General features: G+C 72.7%; 12 protein-coding genes and 1 pseudogene. 4 read left to right on the top strand and 9 right to left on the bottom strand.

What is annotated here, in order from left to right; genetic code table 11:
• The 3 genes and pseudogenes from RKE29_RS18735 to RKE29_RS18725 all read left to right on the top strand — a co-directional run.
• Window positions 1–377, top strand: a pseudogene (locus tag RKE29_RS18735) (hypothetical protein); the annotation flags it as partial.
• A 161-nt stretch (window positions 378–538) separates the two neighbouring features.
• A complete protein-coding gene (locus RKE29_RS18730) occupies window positions 539–1786 on the top strand; it encodes a glycosyltransferase (protein WP_312006579.1) in 1248 nt (415 codons plus the stop codon).
• A 280-nt stretch (window positions 1787–2066) separates the two neighbouring features.
• Complete coding sequence (locus tag RKE29_RS18725) at window positions 2067–3221, top strand: glycerate kinase (protein ID WP_312006578.1); 1155 nt, start codon at window positions 2067–2069, stop codon at window positions 3219–3221.
• Between the two features lie 1036 nt (window positions 3222–4257).
• On the opposite strand, the gene RKE29_RS18720 is transcribed toward RKE29_RS18725, so the two are convergent.
• The 9 genes from RKE29_RS18720 to RKE29_RS18680 all read right to left on the bottom strand — a co-directional run bounded on the left by RKE29_RS18720 (window position 4258) and on the right by RKE29_RS18680 (window position 15231).
• The gene (locus RKE29_RS18720) at window positions 4258–5049 is read right to left on the bottom strand and encodes a CDP-alcohol phosphatidyltransferase family protein (protein ID WP_312006581.1); all 792 of its coding nucleotides are present in this window, start codon (window positions 5047–5049) and stop codon (window positions 4258–4260) included.
• Window positions 5050–5200: 151 nt separating this feature from the next.
• The gene (locus RKE29_RS18715) at window positions 5201–5848 is read right to left on the bottom strand and encodes a phosphatidylserine decarboxylase (RefSeq protein WP_312006577.1); all 648 of its coding nucleotides are present in this window, start codon (window positions 5846–5848) and stop codon (window positions 5201–5203) included.
• Between the two features lie 189 nt (window positions 5849–6037).
• Window positions 6038–7243 carry an acyl-CoA dehydrogenase family protein gene (locus tag RKE29_RS18710; protein WP_312006576.1) on the bottom strand — a complete coding sequence of 402 codons (1206 nt, stop codon included), beginning with the start codon at window positions 7241–7243 and terminating at the stop codon, window positions 6038–6040.
• Window position 7244: 1 nt separating this feature from the next.
• Complete coding sequence (locus RKE29_RS18705) at window positions 7245–7757, bottom strand: MaoC family dehydratase (RefSeq protein ID WP_312006575.1); 513 nt, start codon at window positions 7755–7757, stop codon at window positions 7245–7247.
• A gap of 3 nt (window positions 7758–7760) precedes the next feature.
• Complete coding sequence (locus tag RKE29_RS18700) at window positions 7761–8723, bottom strand: CoA ester lyase (RefSeq protein ID WP_312006574.1); 963 nt, start codon at window positions 8721–8723, stop codon at window positions 7761–7763.
• Window positions 8720–10786, bottom strand: coding sequence for a protein meaA (locus RKE29_RS18695; protein WP_312006573.1), 2067 nt, complete (start codon window positions 10784–10786; stop codon window positions 8720–8722). The genes RKE29_RS18700 and RKE29_RS18695 overlap by 4 nt, the downstream gene beginning before the upstream one ends.
• Entirely contained in the window at window positions 10786–12123 is a 1338-nt protein-coding gene (gene ccrA / locus RKE29_RS18690) for a crotonyl-CoA carboxylase/reductase (protein WP_312006572.1), read from the bottom strand. The genes RKE29_RS18695 and ccrA overlap by 1 nt, the downstream gene beginning before the upstream one ends.
• 365 nt (window positions 12124–12488) lie before the next feature.
• Window positions 12489–13310: a TetR family transcriptional regulator gene (locus RKE29_RS18685; RefSeq protein ID WP_312006571.1), complete on the bottom strand. Its 822-nt coding sequence runs from the start codon at window positions 13308–13310 to the stop codon at window positions 12489–12491.
• A gap of 94 nt (window positions 13311–13404) precedes the next feature.
• Entirely contained in the window at window positions 13405–15231 is a 1827-nt protein-coding gene (locus tag RKE29_RS18680; RefSeq protein ID WP_312006570.1) for a 3-hydroxybutyryl-CoA dehydrogenase, read from the bottom strand.
• Window positions 15232–15866: 635 nt separating this feature from the next.
• Between RKE29_RS18680 and RKE29_RS18675 the strand changes: the two genes are divergently transcribed.
• Window positions 15867–16450: HEAT repeat domain-containing protein (locus RKE29_RS18675; RefSeq protein ID WP_312006580.1), on the top strand; the 584-nt coding region annotated here is incomplete at its 3' end.

The raw sequence follows: 16450 nt of genomic DNA, 5'->3' as shown, positions 1-16450 counted from the left end.
GGTGCGGCTGCGCCTGCCACCACCGGCACGCCGTCAGCCTCGGCCTGGTCATCGGCGGGCCCAGCCCCCTCACCGGCCCGGCCGCCGACACCCCACCGCCGCCGGAGCCCGAGCCCGACCCGTACCCGGAAGACCCGCTGGACCTGGAGGACGCCGAGGAGCGCTCACACCGCGAGGTCACCGCCGCCTGGGCGGAAAAGGGAATGCGCGACGCCGGGTTCGAGCCGCTGGAACCGTATTCCGGCAACCTCTCCGACAGCTGGCTCAGCCAGTGCACCACCTGCAAGCGCACCCGCCGCCCCACTCTCAGCGACGTTATAGCGGGACTGCGCTGCAAGCACGGCGGCGCCTATCTGCCCTCGGCTCGGAATACCTGACGAGACGATCTCCAAGGCAAAAGGCAAAGGCAAGCAGTTCGCTCACTCCTTGCCATGCTTAACGTATAGCGCACCGGGGGACTTGCGGCAAGGCCCCCGTCGTGCCGCAGAATCGCCGGCCGGAGCCGGAAACCTACGGAAACGGGTGGCGCGAAGTGCGAGTGTTGTTGTCGACGTACGGGTCGCGCGGGGACGTCGAACCGCTGGTGGGACTCGCGGTGCGGCTGCGGGAACTCGGCGCGGAGGTGCGGGTGTGCGCGCCGCCGGACGAGGATTTCGCGCGGCGGTTGGGCGGTGTGGGCGTGCCGCTGGTGCCCGTCAGCCGGGCGGCGCGGGTATGGCTGAAAGAGGCCTCGGCGGCGTCGGGCCTGCCGCAGCGTGCGGCCGAGGTGATCGCCGGGCAGTTCGACGCGGTCACCGCGGCGGCCGAGGGATGCGACGTGCTGGTGGCGACGGGCATGATGCCGGCCGCGGCCGGTGCGCTGTCGGTGGCCGAGATGCTGGGCATCCGGTCCGTGTCCGTGACCTTCCAGCAGCTCACCCTGCCCGCGCCGCACCGCCGGCCGCTGGCGTATCCGGGGCGGCCGCTCCCGCCGGAGGTGACCGACAACCGGGTGCTGTGGGACCTGGACGCCCAGAACATCGACGCGCTGTTCGGCGAGGCGCTCAACATCAACCGGGCGGCGGCCGGCCTGCCCCCGGTGGACGACGTCCGCGACTACGTCATCGGCGACCGGCCGTGGCTGGCGACGGACCCGGTCCTGGACCCGTGGCAGGAGACGCCGGACCTCGACGTCGTCCAGACCGGCGCGTGGCTCGTGCCGGACGACCGCCCGCTCCCGGCCGAGCTGGCGGCGTTCCTGGACGCCGGCGAGCCACCGGTGTACGTGGGCTTCGGCAGTATGCCGATGCACGACGCGACGGATGCCGCCCGGGTGGCCGTCGGGGCGGTCCGCGCACAGGGCCGCCGCCTCGTCATCGGGCGCGGCTGGGCGGACCTGACCCTGATCGACGGCCAGGACGACTGCATCGCCGTCCGCGAGGCCAACCACCAGGCGCTGTTCGGCCGGGTGGCCGCCGTCGTGCACCACGGCGGCGCGGGCACCACGACGACGGCCGCCCGGGCCGGCGCGCCGCAGGTGGTGGTGCCGCAGGTGGCGGACCAGCCGTACTGGTCCGGCCGGGTGGCCGGGCTGGGCATCGGAGCGGCACACGACGGCCCGGTTCCGACCACCGAGTCCCTGTCAGCCGCGCTCACCACGGCCCTGGCCCCTGAGACCCGCGCACGCGCGAGGGCCGTGGCCGACACGATCCGCACCGACGGTGCGACGGTGGCCGCGAAGCTGCTGCTCGACGCGGCCGGCCCGGAGAGGCCGCCACGGTCCACGGGGCCCGCCGAGAATCGCTGAGCCGGGGACCGGCGGGCCACGGCACCGGCTACCAGGGTCGTTCCGCTCCAGAGCTCCCCGCTCACCAGCCTCGTCCCCCGATCCGCCCGGGCCCCGAGGCCGCGCAGCCTTCCGGCTCCGCGGCCTCGGGGCCGTCGGCGTGGCGAACGAGCGCGTTCCGGGACGTGTCGCCGCTCGTGGGACGGGGGTACGCACCGCTCGTGAAGTAGAGTTCCGGCTCACGAACGGCGGGCATCGGGGACGACGAGGCCTGAACGACGCTGGACAGGGGGATGACGGGATGGCGAACGCCGGGACAGCCCGGGAGCCGCGCGCGCTGATCGCCACGGACAAGTTCAAGGGCTCCCTCACGGCCGTACAGGTCGCCGAGCACGTCGCGGCGGGCCTGCGGCAGGAGGCACCCGGCGTGCGCGTCGAGGCCCTGCCGGTCGCCGACGGCGGCGACGGCACCGTCGACGCGGCGGTCGCGGCCGGATTCGAGCGCCGTACCGTCCGAGTGACCGGGCCGCTGGGCACGCCCGTCATGGCGGCGTACGCGCTGCGGGAGGGCACCGCGGTGGTGGAGATGGCCGAGGCGTCCGGCATGCGGCGTCTTCCGGTCGGCGTCTTCGCGCCGCTGACCGCCACCACGTACGGCACCGGCGAGTTGCTGCGCGCCGCCCTCGACGCGGGCGCCCACCGGATCGTCTTCGGCGTCGGCGGCAGCGCCACCACCGACGGCGGCGCGGGCATGCTCGGCGCGCTCGGCGCCCGGTTCGGCACCGGTGCGGGCGATCCGCTGCCCTGGGGCGGCGGGCCGCTGCGCGACCTGGCCACCGCCGACCTCTCCGGCCTCGACCCGCGGCTGGCGGAGGTCGAGATCGTCCTGGCCAGCGACGTGGACAACCCGCTGACCGGCCCGAAGGGCGCCGCCGCCGTGTACGGGCCGCAGAAGGGCGCCACGGCCTCCGACGTCGCCGCGCTGGACGCCGCCCTGGCCCACTACGCGCGCGTGCTGGCCGACACGGTGGGCCCACGGGCCACCGAGAGCGCGGCCGCGCCCGGCGCCGGCGCGGCGGGCGGCATCGGGTACGCCGCCCTGGTCGCCCTCGGCGCCGTCTTCCGCCCCGGCATCGAGGTCATGCTGGACGTCGTCGGCTTCCCGCGTGCGCTCCACGGGGCCGACCTGGTGATCACCGGCGAGGGCTCCCTGGACGAGCAGACCCTGCACGGCAAGGCCCCGGCCGGGGTGGCCGCGGCGGCCCGGGCGGGCGGCGTCGAGGTGGTGGCGGTGTGCGGGCGCCTGGCGCTGTCACCGGCGGCGCTGGGTGCGGCGGGCATCGCCCGCGCGTACGCCCTGACGGAGCTGGAGCCGGACCCGGGGCGGTGCATGGCGGAGGCGGGGGTGCTGCTGGAGCGGGTGGGGCGGGTGCTGGCGCGGGACTATCTGGTCTGAGCGGGGTGGGTGCGCCTGCGGCGGGCCTCTTCCCCACCCCGCCCCTTCCCGTTCCGGGGCTCCGCCCCGCGCCCCGGCGGGGCTGCGCCCCTGGCCCCGGGCCGGTCCGGGGAGGGGCGTGTGCAGCGGTCCCGGCCCTGGTAAGGCTGGGCCTCTGCGTGCTCTCGGGCTGAGTCCCGGGGCGTGCCGGGTGGGGGTGCGGGTGGATGCGCCTGCGGCGGGCCGCTTCCCCACCCCGCCCCTTCCCGATCCGGGGCTCCGCCCCGTGCCCCGGGCGGGGCTGCGCCCCTGCGCCCCCTGGGGCTGCGCACCTGGCTGCGGGGGCGGTGCGGGTGGGTACGCCTGCGGCGGGCCTTTTCCCCACCCCGCCCCTTCCCGTTCCGGGGCTCCGCCCCGTGCCCCGGGTGGGGCTGCGCCCCCGCGCCCCCCTGGGGCTGTGCCCCCGCGCCCCCCTGGGGCTGTGCCCCTAGCTGCGGGGGGGGCGGAGCGGGGAAGGGACGGGCCTCTTCCCTGCCCCGCCCTTTCCCGAACGGGGTTCCACTCCGTGCCCCGAGCGGGGCTGCGCCCCTGCGCCCCCTTCGGGGCTCTGCCCCGGCCCGGGCTCTGAGCCGCTGGGCAGGACACCGCGTCGGCCGGGCCCCGTCCTCGGCGCCACGGGCCTTGCGGCGTCGCACCGGGGCCCGCAGCCCCGCCGGGGCCCGCAGTGCCGCCGGACACTGGAGTGCCGCCGGACCCTGGAGTGCCACCGGGGCGCGGGGGGGCGACGAGACGGGAGGGGGCGGGGGCGCAGGGGTGGGGTGGCGGACGTGGCCGTATATTTTCGTGTTTGGGCGGCTGGTTCTGGGTGGCCATTCCGCCCTCGTAAGGCCGCCTAAATGCGAAAATATCCGAGTCCGGCACCCCATCCCGGAGCCCCCGGCCCCGCACCCAAAGCCGGACAGCCCGCCCCCACACACACGCAAGGGGCCCGAGCGGATACGTTCCGCTCGGGCCCCAAACAAACAAGCCGCACGCCAGCGAGCGCCCAGCGCCGCGGCTACGGCACCTGGCCCGCCCGTGCCTCCCGCCGGTGGTCGCGGAACGCGTTCACGCGGCGGGCCGTGGCGAACAGGGGGATGACCGCGCCCGCCACCACCTGGAGGGCGCACGCCGTCTGGAGCAGCAGTTCGCCGCCGGGGGCCTCGAAGGCCCAGGCGGTGAGCAGGCCCATGCTGGTGACGATCCAGGCGAGCATGGCCACCGCGAGCCGTCCGCGCGGCTTGGGGTACTCCACGCGGCTGACCATGAGCCACGCCACGCCGACGATCGCCAGAAGCGTCGGCACGAAGGGCAGGCCCAGCAGGACCACGGAGATGACCGTCAGGGCGCCGAAGGGGCTCGGCATGCCCTGGAAGACGCCCCGGCGTGGCGTCACGCAGGAGAATCTGGCGAGCCTGAGGACGACCGCGAGCAGGACGAGGATCGCGGCGACCGCCGAGACCCGCTGGTAGGCGTCGTCGGCGATCAGGCCCCACACCAGGACGAAGTAGGCGGGGGCCAGGCCGAAGCTGATGAGGTCGGAGAGGTTGTCCAGCTCCGCGCCCATGGCGGAGGCGCGCAGCTTGCGGGCCACCAGGCCGTCGAAGAGGTCGAAGACCGAGGCGAGCAGCATGCACATGACGGCGGTGGCGGCGCTGTGGCGCGCGATGCCGCCGTCCTCGTGGCCGGTGAGGTGGGGGATGAGGACGCCGGTGGTGGTGAAGTAGACGGCGAGGAAGCCGCAGGTCGCGTTGCCGAGGGTGAGGGTGTCCGCTATCGACAGCCGCGTGGACAGCGGCATGTCGTCCATCTCGTCGTCGCCGTCGTCCGCCGCGCGGGCGGCGCCGGGGACGTCCGGGACGGCGCTGGCGACCGAGGCGACCGCGAGCGCGCCGCCGCCCGGCGCGGCGCCGGGGTGCGCGTCGGCCGCCTCGGGTGCCCAGGGGCCCTCGGCGCCGGGATCAAGCACGGTCAAGGCGAGTCACCCCCGCGGTGGTGACCTGGCCGACCTCGACGGCCGCTGCCAGGCCCTGGGGGAGGTAGAGGTCGACGCGGGAGCCGAAGCGGATCAGGCCGATCCGCTCGCCCTGCTCGACCTTCGTGCCGCCCGGCACGTACGGCACGATGCGCCGGGCGACGGCCCCGGCGATCTGCACCATCTCGATGTCACCCAGCTCGGTGGCGAGGTGCCAGACGACCCGCTCGTTGTTCTCGCTCTCCTTGTTGAAAGCGGGAACGAAGCCGCCGGGGATGTGCTCCACGGACGTGACGGTGCCCGCCAGCGGGGCGCGGTTGACATGGACGTTCAGCGGGCTCATGAAGATCGCGACGCGGGTGCGTCCGTCCTTCCACGGCATGATGCTCTGCACCACGCCGTCGGCGGGCGACAGGACGCGCCCCTGGGCGATCTCCCGCTCCGGGTCGCGGAAGAACCACAGCATGCCCGCCGTGAGGGCGCAGGCGGGCACGGCTGCCGCCGCCCAGCGCCCGGATCGGCGGGCCCGGGCGAGGCTGACCGCCGCGGCGGCGGCGGTCGGGAGGAGCCACGGCGACGCTCCGCGCGCGAGGCGGACACGGCCGCGGGGGGCAGAGGATGGGCTGTGGGGCATGGATGACCTTCGTAGCGGAGGATGCCGCGGCGCGAGGAGGCGCGAAGGACGCTGAACGGCGGCGCGGCGGCTTTCCGGGATGGTATCGGTTGCGAGCGGTAACTGGGCAAGCGCTGGGGCCCGTCAGTGGTCGAAGACCCCTGGCGGGCCCCCAGATGCCCCCTCCGGATAGTACCCCAAAGCGGGCATTCAGCCCTGTGAGCGGTACTCCTCCAGCAGCCGGCGCCCGACGATCATCTTCTGGATCTCGGCGGTGCCCTCGCCGATCAGGAGCATGGGAGCCTCGCGGTAGAGCCGCTCGATCTCGTACTCCTTGGAGAAGCCGTAGCCGCCGTGGATGCGGAAGGCGTCTTCCACGACCTCCTTGCAGTACTCGGAGGCGAGGTACTTCGCCATGCCCGCCTCAAGGTCGTTCCGCTTGCCCGAGTCCTTCTTGCGGGCGGCGTTGACCATGAGGGCGTGCGCGGCCTCCACCTTCGTCGCCATCTCGGCGAGCTTGAACTGGATGGCCTGGTGCTGGGCGATCGGCTTGCCGAAGGTCTGCCGCTGCTGGGCGTAGGAGACGCCCAGCTCGAAGGCGCGCTGGGCCACGCCGCAGCCGCGGGCGGCCACGTTGACCCGGCCGACCTCGACGCCGTCCATCATCTGGTAGAAGCCCTTGCCGGTGACCCCGCCGAGCACCCGGTCGGCCGGGACGCGCACCCCGTCGAGGATGAGCTCGGTGGTGTCGACACCCTTGTAGCCCATCTTCTCGATCTTGCCGGGGATGGTCAGGCCCGGCCGGACCTCGCCGAAGCCCGGCTCCTTCTCGATCAGGAAGGTGGTCATCGACCGGTGCGGCGCGGCGCCCGGCTCGGCGTCCTCCGGGGTCCGGCACAGCACGGCGACCAGGGAGGACGTGCCGCCGTTGGTCAGCCACATCTTCTGGCCGGTCAGGACGTACTCGTCGCCGTCCCGGACGCCCTTGGTGGTGATGGCGGACACGTCCGAGCCCAGGCCCGGCTCGGACATCGAGAAGGCGCCGCGGATCTCGCCGAGGGCCATCTTGGGCAGGTAGTAGTCCCGCTGCTCCTGCGTGCCGTGCTGCTTGAGCAGGTAGGCGACGATGAAGTGCGTGTTGATGATGCCGGACACGCTCATCCAGCCGCGGGACAGCTCCTCCACGCACAGCGCGTAGGTCAGCAGCGACTCGCCGAGCCCGCCGTACTCCTCGGGGATCATCAGGCCGAAGACGCCGAGCTCCTTCAGGCCCTCCACGATCTGCGCGGGGTACTCGTCGCGGTGCTCCAGCTCGGTGGCGACCGGCAGGATCTCCTTGTCGACGAAGTCACGGACCGTGGCCAGGATCTCCCGCTGGGTGTCGGTCAGCCCGTCGGTCTGCGCGAGGCGGCCCATCTCACTTCTCCTGTTGCTTCAGCTCGGGGCGCCCGGGCTGCTCGCCGCCGCGCTCCTTGATGTAGGTGGAGGTGGGGACCATCACCTTGCGCCGGAACACGCACACGAGGGTCCCGTCCTGCTTGTACCCCTTGGTCTCCACGTAGACGATGCCGCGGTCGGACTTCGACCTCGACGGCGTCTTGTCCAGCACGGTCGTCTCGCCGTAGATCGTGTCGCCGTGGAAGGTCGGCGCCACGTGCTTGAGCGACTCGATCTCCAGGTTGGCGATCGCCTTGCCGGAGACGTCCGGCACGGACATGCCCAGCAGCAGCGAGTAGACGTAGTTGCCCACCACGACGTTCCTGCCGAAGTCGGTGGTCTTCTCGGCGTAGTTGACGTCCATGTGGAGCGGGTGGTGGTTCATGGTGAGCAGACAGAACAGGTGGTCGTCGTACTCGGTGACCGTCTTGCCGGGCCAGTGCCGGTAGACGTCGCCCACCGTGAACTCTTCGTAGGTGCGGCCGAACTGCATTGCTTACGCCTCCGGAGCCTGGAACGTGCTGGTGCGGGTCATGCCGGCGGCCCGCCCCTTGCCGGCGATGACCAGGGCCATCTTCCGGCTGGCCTCGTCGATCATCTCGTCGCCGAGCATCGCCGAGCCCTTCTTACCGCCCGCCTCGGACGTGTAGTAGTCGTACGCGTCCAGGATCAGCTCGGCGTGGTCGTAGTCCTCCTGGGTGGGGGAGTAGATCTCGTTGGCCGCGTCGACCTGGCCGGGGTGCAGCACCCACTTGCCGTCGAAGCCCAGGGCGGCGGAGCGCTTGGCGACCTCGCGGTAGCCGTCCACGTTCTTGATCTGGAGGTACGGGCCGTCGATCGCCTGGAGGTCGTGGTGGCGGGCGGCCATCAGGATGCGCATGAGGATGTAGTGGTAGGCGTCCGCCGGGTAGCCGGGCGGCTGCTCGCCGACCACGAGCGACTTCATGTTGATCGAGGCCATGAAGTCGGCGGGGCCGAAGATGATCGTCTCCAGGCGCGGCGAGGCGGCGGCGATCGCGTCGACGTTCACCAGGCCCTTGGCGTTCTCGATCTGCGCCTCGATGCCGATCCGGCCGACCTCGAAGCCCATCGTCTTCTCGATCTGGGTCAGCAGCAGGTCCAGGGCCTGCACCTGGGTGGCGTCCTGCACCTTCGGCAGCATGATGCAGTCGAGGTTGGGGCCGGCGCCCTCCACGACGGTCACCACGTCCCGGTAGGTCCAGTGGGTGGTCCAGTCGTTGACCCGTACGACCCTGGTCTTGCCGGTCCAGTCGCCCTCGTTGAGGAACTTCACGATCGTGTGCCGCGCGCCCTCCTTGGCGAGCGGCGCGCACGCGTCCTCCAGGTCCAGGAACACCTGGTCGGCGGGCAGGCCCTGCGCCTTCTCCAGGAACCGCGGGTTGCTGCCCGGCACGGCGAGGCAGGAGCGGCGCGGACGCAGGCGGTTCGGGGCGGTCATGCGGCTACCTCCAGGGGGTCGAGCTTGTTCGCTTTACGGATTTCATCGACGATACGGCCGATGATTCCCGTGATGTCGAAGTCCTTCGGGGTGAAGACCGCCGCGACGCCCGCCTCGCGCAGGGCGGCGGCGTCCGCGGACGGGATGATGCCGCCCGCGATGACCGGCACGTCCTCCGCGCCGGCGCGGCGCAGCCGCACCAGCACGTCCGGCACCAGCTCGGCGTGCGAGCCGGACAGGATGGACAGGCCCACGCAGTGCACGTCCTCGGCGACGGCGGCGGAGACGATCTGCTCCGGGGTGAGCCGGATGCCCTGGTAGATCACCTCGAACCCGGCGTCGCGGGCGCGGACGGCGATCTGCTCGGCGCCGTTGCTGTGCCCGTCCAGGCCGGGCTTGCCGACCAGCAGCCGCAGCCGGCCGCCGCCGAGGTCGGCGGCGGTCCGGGCGACCTTCTCGCGGACCGCGGACAGCGGGCCGGTGCCCGCTTCCGCGCCCGGCTCGGAGGCCACGGCGACGGGAGCGCCGCCGACGCCCGTGGGCGCGCGGAACTCGCCGAAGACCTCACGCAGCGCGAACGCCCACTCGCCGGTGGTCACGCCCGCGCGGGCGCACTCCAGCGTGAAGGGCATCAGGTTGGCGTCCCCGGACGCGGCGTCCTTCAGGGCGGCCAGGGCCGTGCGCGCGCGGTCCTCGTCGCGCTCGGCCCGCCAGTCCTTCAGGGCCGCGACCACGCGGGCCTCGTTGGCCGGGTCGACCGTCATGATCGCGGTGTCGAGGTCGGCGGTGAGCGGGTTGGGCTCGGTGGACTCGTAGCAGTTGACGCCGACGATCTTCTCCACGCCCGCCTCGATCCGGGCCCGGCGCTCGGCGTGCGAGGCGACCAGGCGCGACTTGAGGTAGCCGGACTCGACGGCGGCCATGGCGCCGCCCATCTCCTGGATCCGGTCGATCTCGGCCAGGCTCTCCTCGACCAGCTCGGAGACCTTGGCCTCGATCACGGTGGACCCGGCGAAGATGTCGTCGTACTCCAGCAGGTCGCTCTCCTCGGCGAGCACCTGCTGGATGCGCAGCGACCACTGCTGGTCCCAGGGCCTGGGCAGGCCCAGCGCCTCGTTCCAGGCGGGCAGCTGCACGGCCCGGGCGCGGGCGTCCTTGGAGAGGGTGACGGCCAGCATCTCCAGGACGATGCGCTGGACGTTGTTCTCCGGCTGCGCCTCGGTCAGGCCGAGCGAGTTGACCTGCACGCCGTAGCGGAACCGGCGGTGCTTGGGGTTCTCGATGCCGTACCGCTCCCGGGTCACCTTGTCCCAGATGCGGCCGAAGGCGCGCATCTTGCACATTTCCTCGACGAAGCGGACGCCCGCGTTCACGAAGAAGGAGATGCGCGCCACGACCTCGCCCTTGCGGTCCTCGGCGACCTGCCCGGAGGCGAACACCGAGTCGAGTACGGCGATGGCGGTGGACATCGCGTACGCGATCTCCTGGACCGGCGTGGCCCCGGCCTCCTGTAGGTGGTAGCTACAGATGTTGATCGGGTTCCACTTGGGGATGTGGTTGACCGTGTAGGTGATCATGTCGGTGGTCAGCCGTAGGCTGGGCACCGGCGGGAAGACGTGCGTCCCGCGCGACAGGTACTCCTTGACGATGTCGTTCTGCGTGGTGCCCTGGAGGGTGGTGATGTCCGCGCCCTGCTCCTCCGCCACGACCTGGTACAGCGCCAGCAGCCACATGGCCGTGGCGTTGATGGTCATGGAGGTGTTCATCCGCTCCAGGGGGATGTCCTGGAACAGCCGGCGCATGTCACCGAGGTGCGAGACCGGGACCCCGACCCGGCCCACCTCGCCGCGGGCGAGGATGTGGTCGGGGTCGTAGCCGGTCTGCGTGGGCAGGTCGAAGGCCACCGACAGGCCGGTCTGGCCCTTGGCGAGGTTGCGCCGGTACAGCGCGTTGGACGCCTCGGCCGTGGAGTGGCCGGCGTAGGTCCGCATCAGCCACGGGCGGTCCTTCTTCCGGGGCTCTCTCGCCTCCGCCGGCTGTGGTGCTTCCGCCGGGGGCGTCATCAGATGTTCCGGAAGCGGTTGATGGCGTCGAGGTGCTTGTCGCGCAGCTCCGGGTTGTCCACGCCCAGGCCCTCCTGCGGGGCGAGGGCGAGCACGCCCACCTTGCCCTGGTGCAGGTTGCGGTGCACGTCGTAGGTGGCCTGGCCGGTCTCCTCCAGGCGGTACGTCTTCGACAGGGTGGGGTGGATCTTGCCCTTGGCGATGAGGCGGTTGGCCTCCCAGGCCTCGCGGTAGTTGGCGAAGTGGGAGCCGATGATGCGCTTGAGGGACATCCACAGGTAGCGGTTGTCGTAGCTGTGCATGTAGCCGGAGGTGGAGGCGCAGGTGACGATGGAGCCGCCCTTGCGGGTGACGTAGACGCTCGCGCCGAAGGTCTCGCGGCCGGGGTGCTCGAAGACGATGTCGACGTCCTCGCCGCCGGTGAACTCGCGGATGCGCTTGCCGAGGCGCTTCCACTCCCGGGGGTCCTGGGTGTGCTCGTCCTTCCAGAACCTGTAGCCCTCGGCGTTGCGGTCGATGACGGCTTCGGCGCCCATGGCGCGGCAGATGTCGGCCTTCTCGGGGCTGGAGACGACGCAGATGGGGGTGGCGCCGCCGGCGAGGGCGAACTGGGTGGCGTAGGAGCCGAGGCCGCCGCTGGCGCCCCAGATGAGGACGTTGTCGCCCTGCTTCATGCCGGCGCCGTTGCGGGAGACCAGCTGGCGGTAGGCGGTGGAGTTGACCAGGCCGGGGGCGGCGGCCTCTTCCCAGGTGAGGTGGGCGGGCTTGGGCATGAGCTGGTTGGCCTTGACCAGGGCGAGGTCGGCCAGGCCGCCGAAGTTGGTCTCGAAGCCCCAGATGCGCTGCTCGGGGTCGAGCATGGTGTCGCTGTGGCCGTCGGGGCTCTCCAGCTCCACCGACAGGCAGTGCGCGACGACCTTGTCACCGGGCTTCCACGCGTTCACCCCCGGACCCGTACGCAGCACCACACCCGACAGGTCCGAGCCGATGACGTGGTAGGGCAGGTCGTGCCGCTTGGTCAGCTCCGACAGCCTGCCGTAGCGCTCCAGGAATCCGAAGGTGGAGACCGGCTCGAAGATCGAGGTCCACACCGAGTTGTAGTTCACAGAGCTGGCCATCACGGCGACGATGGCCTCGCCGGGGCCGAGCTCGGGGACCGGCACCTCGTCCAGGTGCAGGGACTTGCGGGGGTCCTTCTCCCGGGTGGGCAGGCCGGCGAACATCTCGGCCTCGTCCTTGTGGACGGTCACCGCACGGTAGGCGTCCGGGAGGGAGAGGGCAGCGAAGTCCGCCGACGTGCTGTCCGAGGCGAGGATCGCGTCCAGGATTTCGTTCACTTTGGGCCTCCGGCGAAAGCGTCTGGGAAACGCTTTGAAGAGCGCTGGCTCGTTGACAGGTGGGACTGGCGGTGCCGTCGGTTCGGCGGAGGTGGTGCTCGGCGGAGTGCGGGTAGCTCTCCTGGCGGTTGCCGGGAGTTCCCCCGAGGGTGCCTGTGACGCAGGCGTCCGGGCGCGCAAAGCGGCTTGCGGGGACAGCCGGCGCACGACAGGTGTCTGCGCGCCGGCCGCCCGGACACCCACACGTTAATGGCACGGCGTGCCAGGCGGCAAGACACTGCGTGCCAGCAATTTTTCTCGGTTGTCATCCGCGCTGCACGCATGAGCAACAAATGCCCGCCTCACGGAGGGCGGGAACCGGCGTATCAGCGCTTCTTCAGCGCCTGTTCGATGGTACGCATCACCTGTTCCAGCGGGGCGTCCGTGCGCGCCACCGTGACCAGCACCTCACCTTCGACCGACGCCGTGGCCGCCGGACCCCGCTCCCCGCCGGGCCGGCCCACGCCCATGATGCTCGCGCTGAACGTCTCGCGGACGATCGCGAAGGCGTGGTCGAGCTGGGCCTCCACGTCCCCCTGGCCGCCCGCGCGCAGCCACCGGCGCAGCACGTGGTTGTGGGCGGTGACCACCGCCGAGGCGGCGACCTCGGCCAGCAGCGGGTCGTCGTCCCCGTCGCGCGTCGCCCGCTCGTCGAAGTGCCCCAGCAGGTAGCGGGTGAACAGCCGCTCGTAGCGGGCCACCGAGGCGATCTCCGCCTCGCGCAGCGCGGGCACCTGGCGGGTGAGGCGGTAGCGCTCCACGGACACCGCGGGCGAGCCCGCGTACATCCGCAGGACCTCCTTCACGCCCCGGCAGACGGTGTCCAGCGGGTTCTCGTGCGGCGGGGCCGCCTCCAGGACGGCCTCGGCGCGCACCAGCGTGTCGTCGTGGTCCGGGAAGATCGCCTCTTCCTTGGAGCGGAAATGGCGGAAAAAGGTCCGCCGGGCCACCCCTGCCGCGGCGGCGATCTCGTCGACCGTCGTCGCCTCGTACCCCTTGGAGGCGAACAGCTCCATGGCCGCGGCCGCCAGCTTGCGGCGCATGCTCAGGCGCTGCGCGGCCGCCCGGCGGCTGCCCGCGCTCTCGCCGTCCGGCGAGCTCGCGCGGCTGCTGCGCGGCGTACGGGCGGACTTCACGGGCTGCGACATGTGGGGAACGTAACACGCGGACGTGGGGACGTGCGGGGGCGGACCGCTGGGATCGAGCAGTCCGCCCCACCGCGGGACGTCCTCGTCCTCGGGGCTACTTGGCATACTCGCGGAAGCCGCGCCCCGTCTTGCGTCCCAGGCAGCCCGCCGCCACCAGGTGCTCCAGCAGCGGCGCGGGCGCCAGGCCCGGGTCGCGGAACTCCCGGTAGAGCACCTGCTCGATGGCCAGGGACACGTCCAGGCCCACCACGTCGAGGAGTTCGAAGGGGCCCATCGGGTAGCCGGCGCCGAGCTTCACCGCGGTGTCGATCTCGTCCAGCGTCGCGTAGTGCTCCTCGACCAGCTTCACCGCGTTGTTCAGGTACGGGAACAGCAGGGCGTTGACGATGAAGCCGGCCCGGTCGCCGCAGTCCACCGGGTGCTTGCGGATGTCGCGGCACACCGCGCGGACGGTCGCGTGCACGTCGTCGGCGGTGAGGACCGTGCGCACCACCTCCACCAGCTTCATCACCGGGGCCGGGTTGAAGAAGTGCATGCCGATCACGTCCTGCGGGCGCGAGGTGGCGCGGGCGCAGGCGACGACCGGCAGCGAGGAGGTGGTGGTGGCCAGCACCGCGCCCGGCTTGCAGATCTTGTCGAGCGTGGCGAACAGCTGCTGCTTGACCGCCAGGTCCTCGGCCACCGCCTCCACGGCCAGGTCCACGTCGGCGAAGGCGTCCAGCGAGCCGGCCGGGGTGATGCGGTCCAGCGTCTCGTCCCGGGCCTCGACCGTCAGCCGCCCGCGGTCCACGGCCCGCTTCAGCGACTTGGCGATCCGGGCCTTGGCCGTCTCGGCCTTGTCCAGGCTGCGCGCGGCGAGCACCACGCCGTAGCCCGCCTTCGCGAACACCTCGGCTATGCCGGAGGCCATGGTGCCCGAGCCCGCGACGCCGACCCGCTCGACCGCGCGGCCCCCGTCCAGCTCGTGCGCGTCGCCCGGGGTGCGGGAGTCCGGCACCACGACCGCGCTGCCCGGCGCCTCGTAGGAGTAGAAGCCCCGGCCCGCCTTGCGCCCGGTCAGGCCCGCCTCGGCGAGCTGTCCCAGGATCGGCGCGGGCGCGTGCAGCCGGTCGCCGGAGGCGGCGTACATCGCCTCCAGGACCGTACGGGCCGTGTCGACGCCGATCAGGTCCAGCACGGCCAGCGGGCCCATGGGCAGGCCGCAGCCCAGCTTCATGGCCGCGTCGATGTCCTCGCGGGTGGCGTACCGCGACTCGTACATCGCCGCCGCCTGGTTGAGGTAGCCGAACAGCAGCCCGTCGGCGATGAAGCCCGTCCGGTCGCCCGCGGCCACCGGCTCCTTGCCCAGCTCGCGCACCAGGCCGGTGACCGCCTCCACGGTGGCCGGGGAGGTGAGCACCGTCGACACCACCTCGACCAGCTTCATCACCGGCGCCGGGTTGAAGAAGTGCAGGCCCACCACGCGCTCCGGGCCCGCGGTGGCGGCGGCCAGGCGGGTCACGGACAGCGCGTTCGTGCCGGTGGCCAGGATCGCCTCCGGGCGCACCACCGCGGCCAGGGCGGTGAACACCTCCAGCTTGGTGTCGTAGTCCTCCGGCACCGCCTCGATGACCAGGTCCGCCTCGGCGGCGGCCCGCAGGTCGGTGGACGTGGTCACCCGGCCCAGGAGTTCCGTCCGCTCCTGCTCGGTCAGCTTCTCGCGGCTCACGGCGCGGGCGGTGGACGCCTCCAGCGCGGCCACGGCGGCGCCGGCGGCGCTCTCGCTGATGTCGACGCCGATGACCCGGCGGCCCGCGCGGGCCAGCACCTCGGCGATGCCGGTGCCGATCGTGCCGAGTCCGACGACGGCGACAGTAGTGAGAGGGGCGTGCGAGGGGGAGAGATCAGAGGTGGACGTGCGGTTGGTTCGCGAACTGTCCATCGCGGGACTCCAGAAGGTGTTCCCCCGGGGAACGGGGAGAAAGTGACGACTGACTGACGACTTGACGGGAAGGCGGTCGCGGCCGTGCGCCCACGGCGGGGAGCCAGGCCGGAAAAGGGTGTGCGCGCTCCCGGCGGGCGCGCAGCGCGCTGCGCACCGCCTGTGGGAGAACCCACGCGGCGGGCCCTGTCCCGGGGCCGCGCCGTACTGAAAATGCCGAACCGACGTCACACATGGCGGCTGCGTCACCAGGCCGCCAGAGCGGGAGTGCTGCTCGTTGCCCGGGATCTTAACTAGTGGGTAACCGAGAACGCCAGAGCGCGTCGTGGGACGGGCGCTGTGGTTCCGGCCACTGGGCTCCGGGGAGCCGGGCGCCAGGGAAGAAGACCTCCGCAGGCGGGGGATGATCTGGGGATATGAGGTATATGCACCACGGCGACCATTCTGACGACGCTGACCGCGCCGGCTCCGCTGACCGGGCCGGCTCCACCGAGGGGGCCGGCCCCGCTGACCGGTCCGGTCCGGCCGGCCGGGCCGACCGCGCCGTCCCCGCCGGACGGACCGGTCCTTCCGGGCGGACCGGTCCCGGCGACCGGACCGGCCGGGCGGACCGGTACGACGACGAGTTCCGCACGCTGACCGAGCGGGTACGGGCGTCGCTCACCTCCGAGGGTGAGCGCGCCGCGTACGCCGCGCTGCTGGACCTCGCCCGGCAGGGCACCCCCGCCGCGCGCGAGCGGCTCGCCCGCGTCCTCGTCGCCCCCGAGCAGCCCCTGTGGGCGCGGGAGACCGCGGCCTTCGTGCTGGGCAGCGCCGGCGACCGGCGCGCCTTCGAGACCCTGGTGCTGCTGCTGAACTACCGCGACCCCGCGCACTGCGCGACCGCCGCCCGCGTGCTAGCCCGGCTCGGCGACCCGCGCACCGCGCGGGCCGCCGCCGCCCTGGCCACCAACCCGCTGCGCACCCCGTACGCGCTGCACCCCATACGGCTGCTGGTCGAGTTGCGCGCGCCGGAGTCCGTACCCGCCCTGGTCGCCACCCTGGAGCGGCTGCTGTCCGGCCGGGAGCACCACTGGCCCATCGCCCGCGCGTGCGTGGAGGGGCTGGGCGCGATCGGCGACGAGCGGGCCGTGCCGGTGCTCACCGCCGCCCGCGGGCACGTGCGGCTGAGCGCGGCGGCCGCCGCCGCGCTGGCCCGCATCGACAGCGGCGCGGCGGG

This window comes from Streptomyces sp. B1866 (assembly GCF_031932565.1).
Lineage (GTDB): Bacteria > Actinomycetota > Actinomycetes > Streptomycetales > Streptomycetaceae > Streptomyces.
This window is presented reverse-complemented; position numbering and strand designations above follow the sequence as displayed.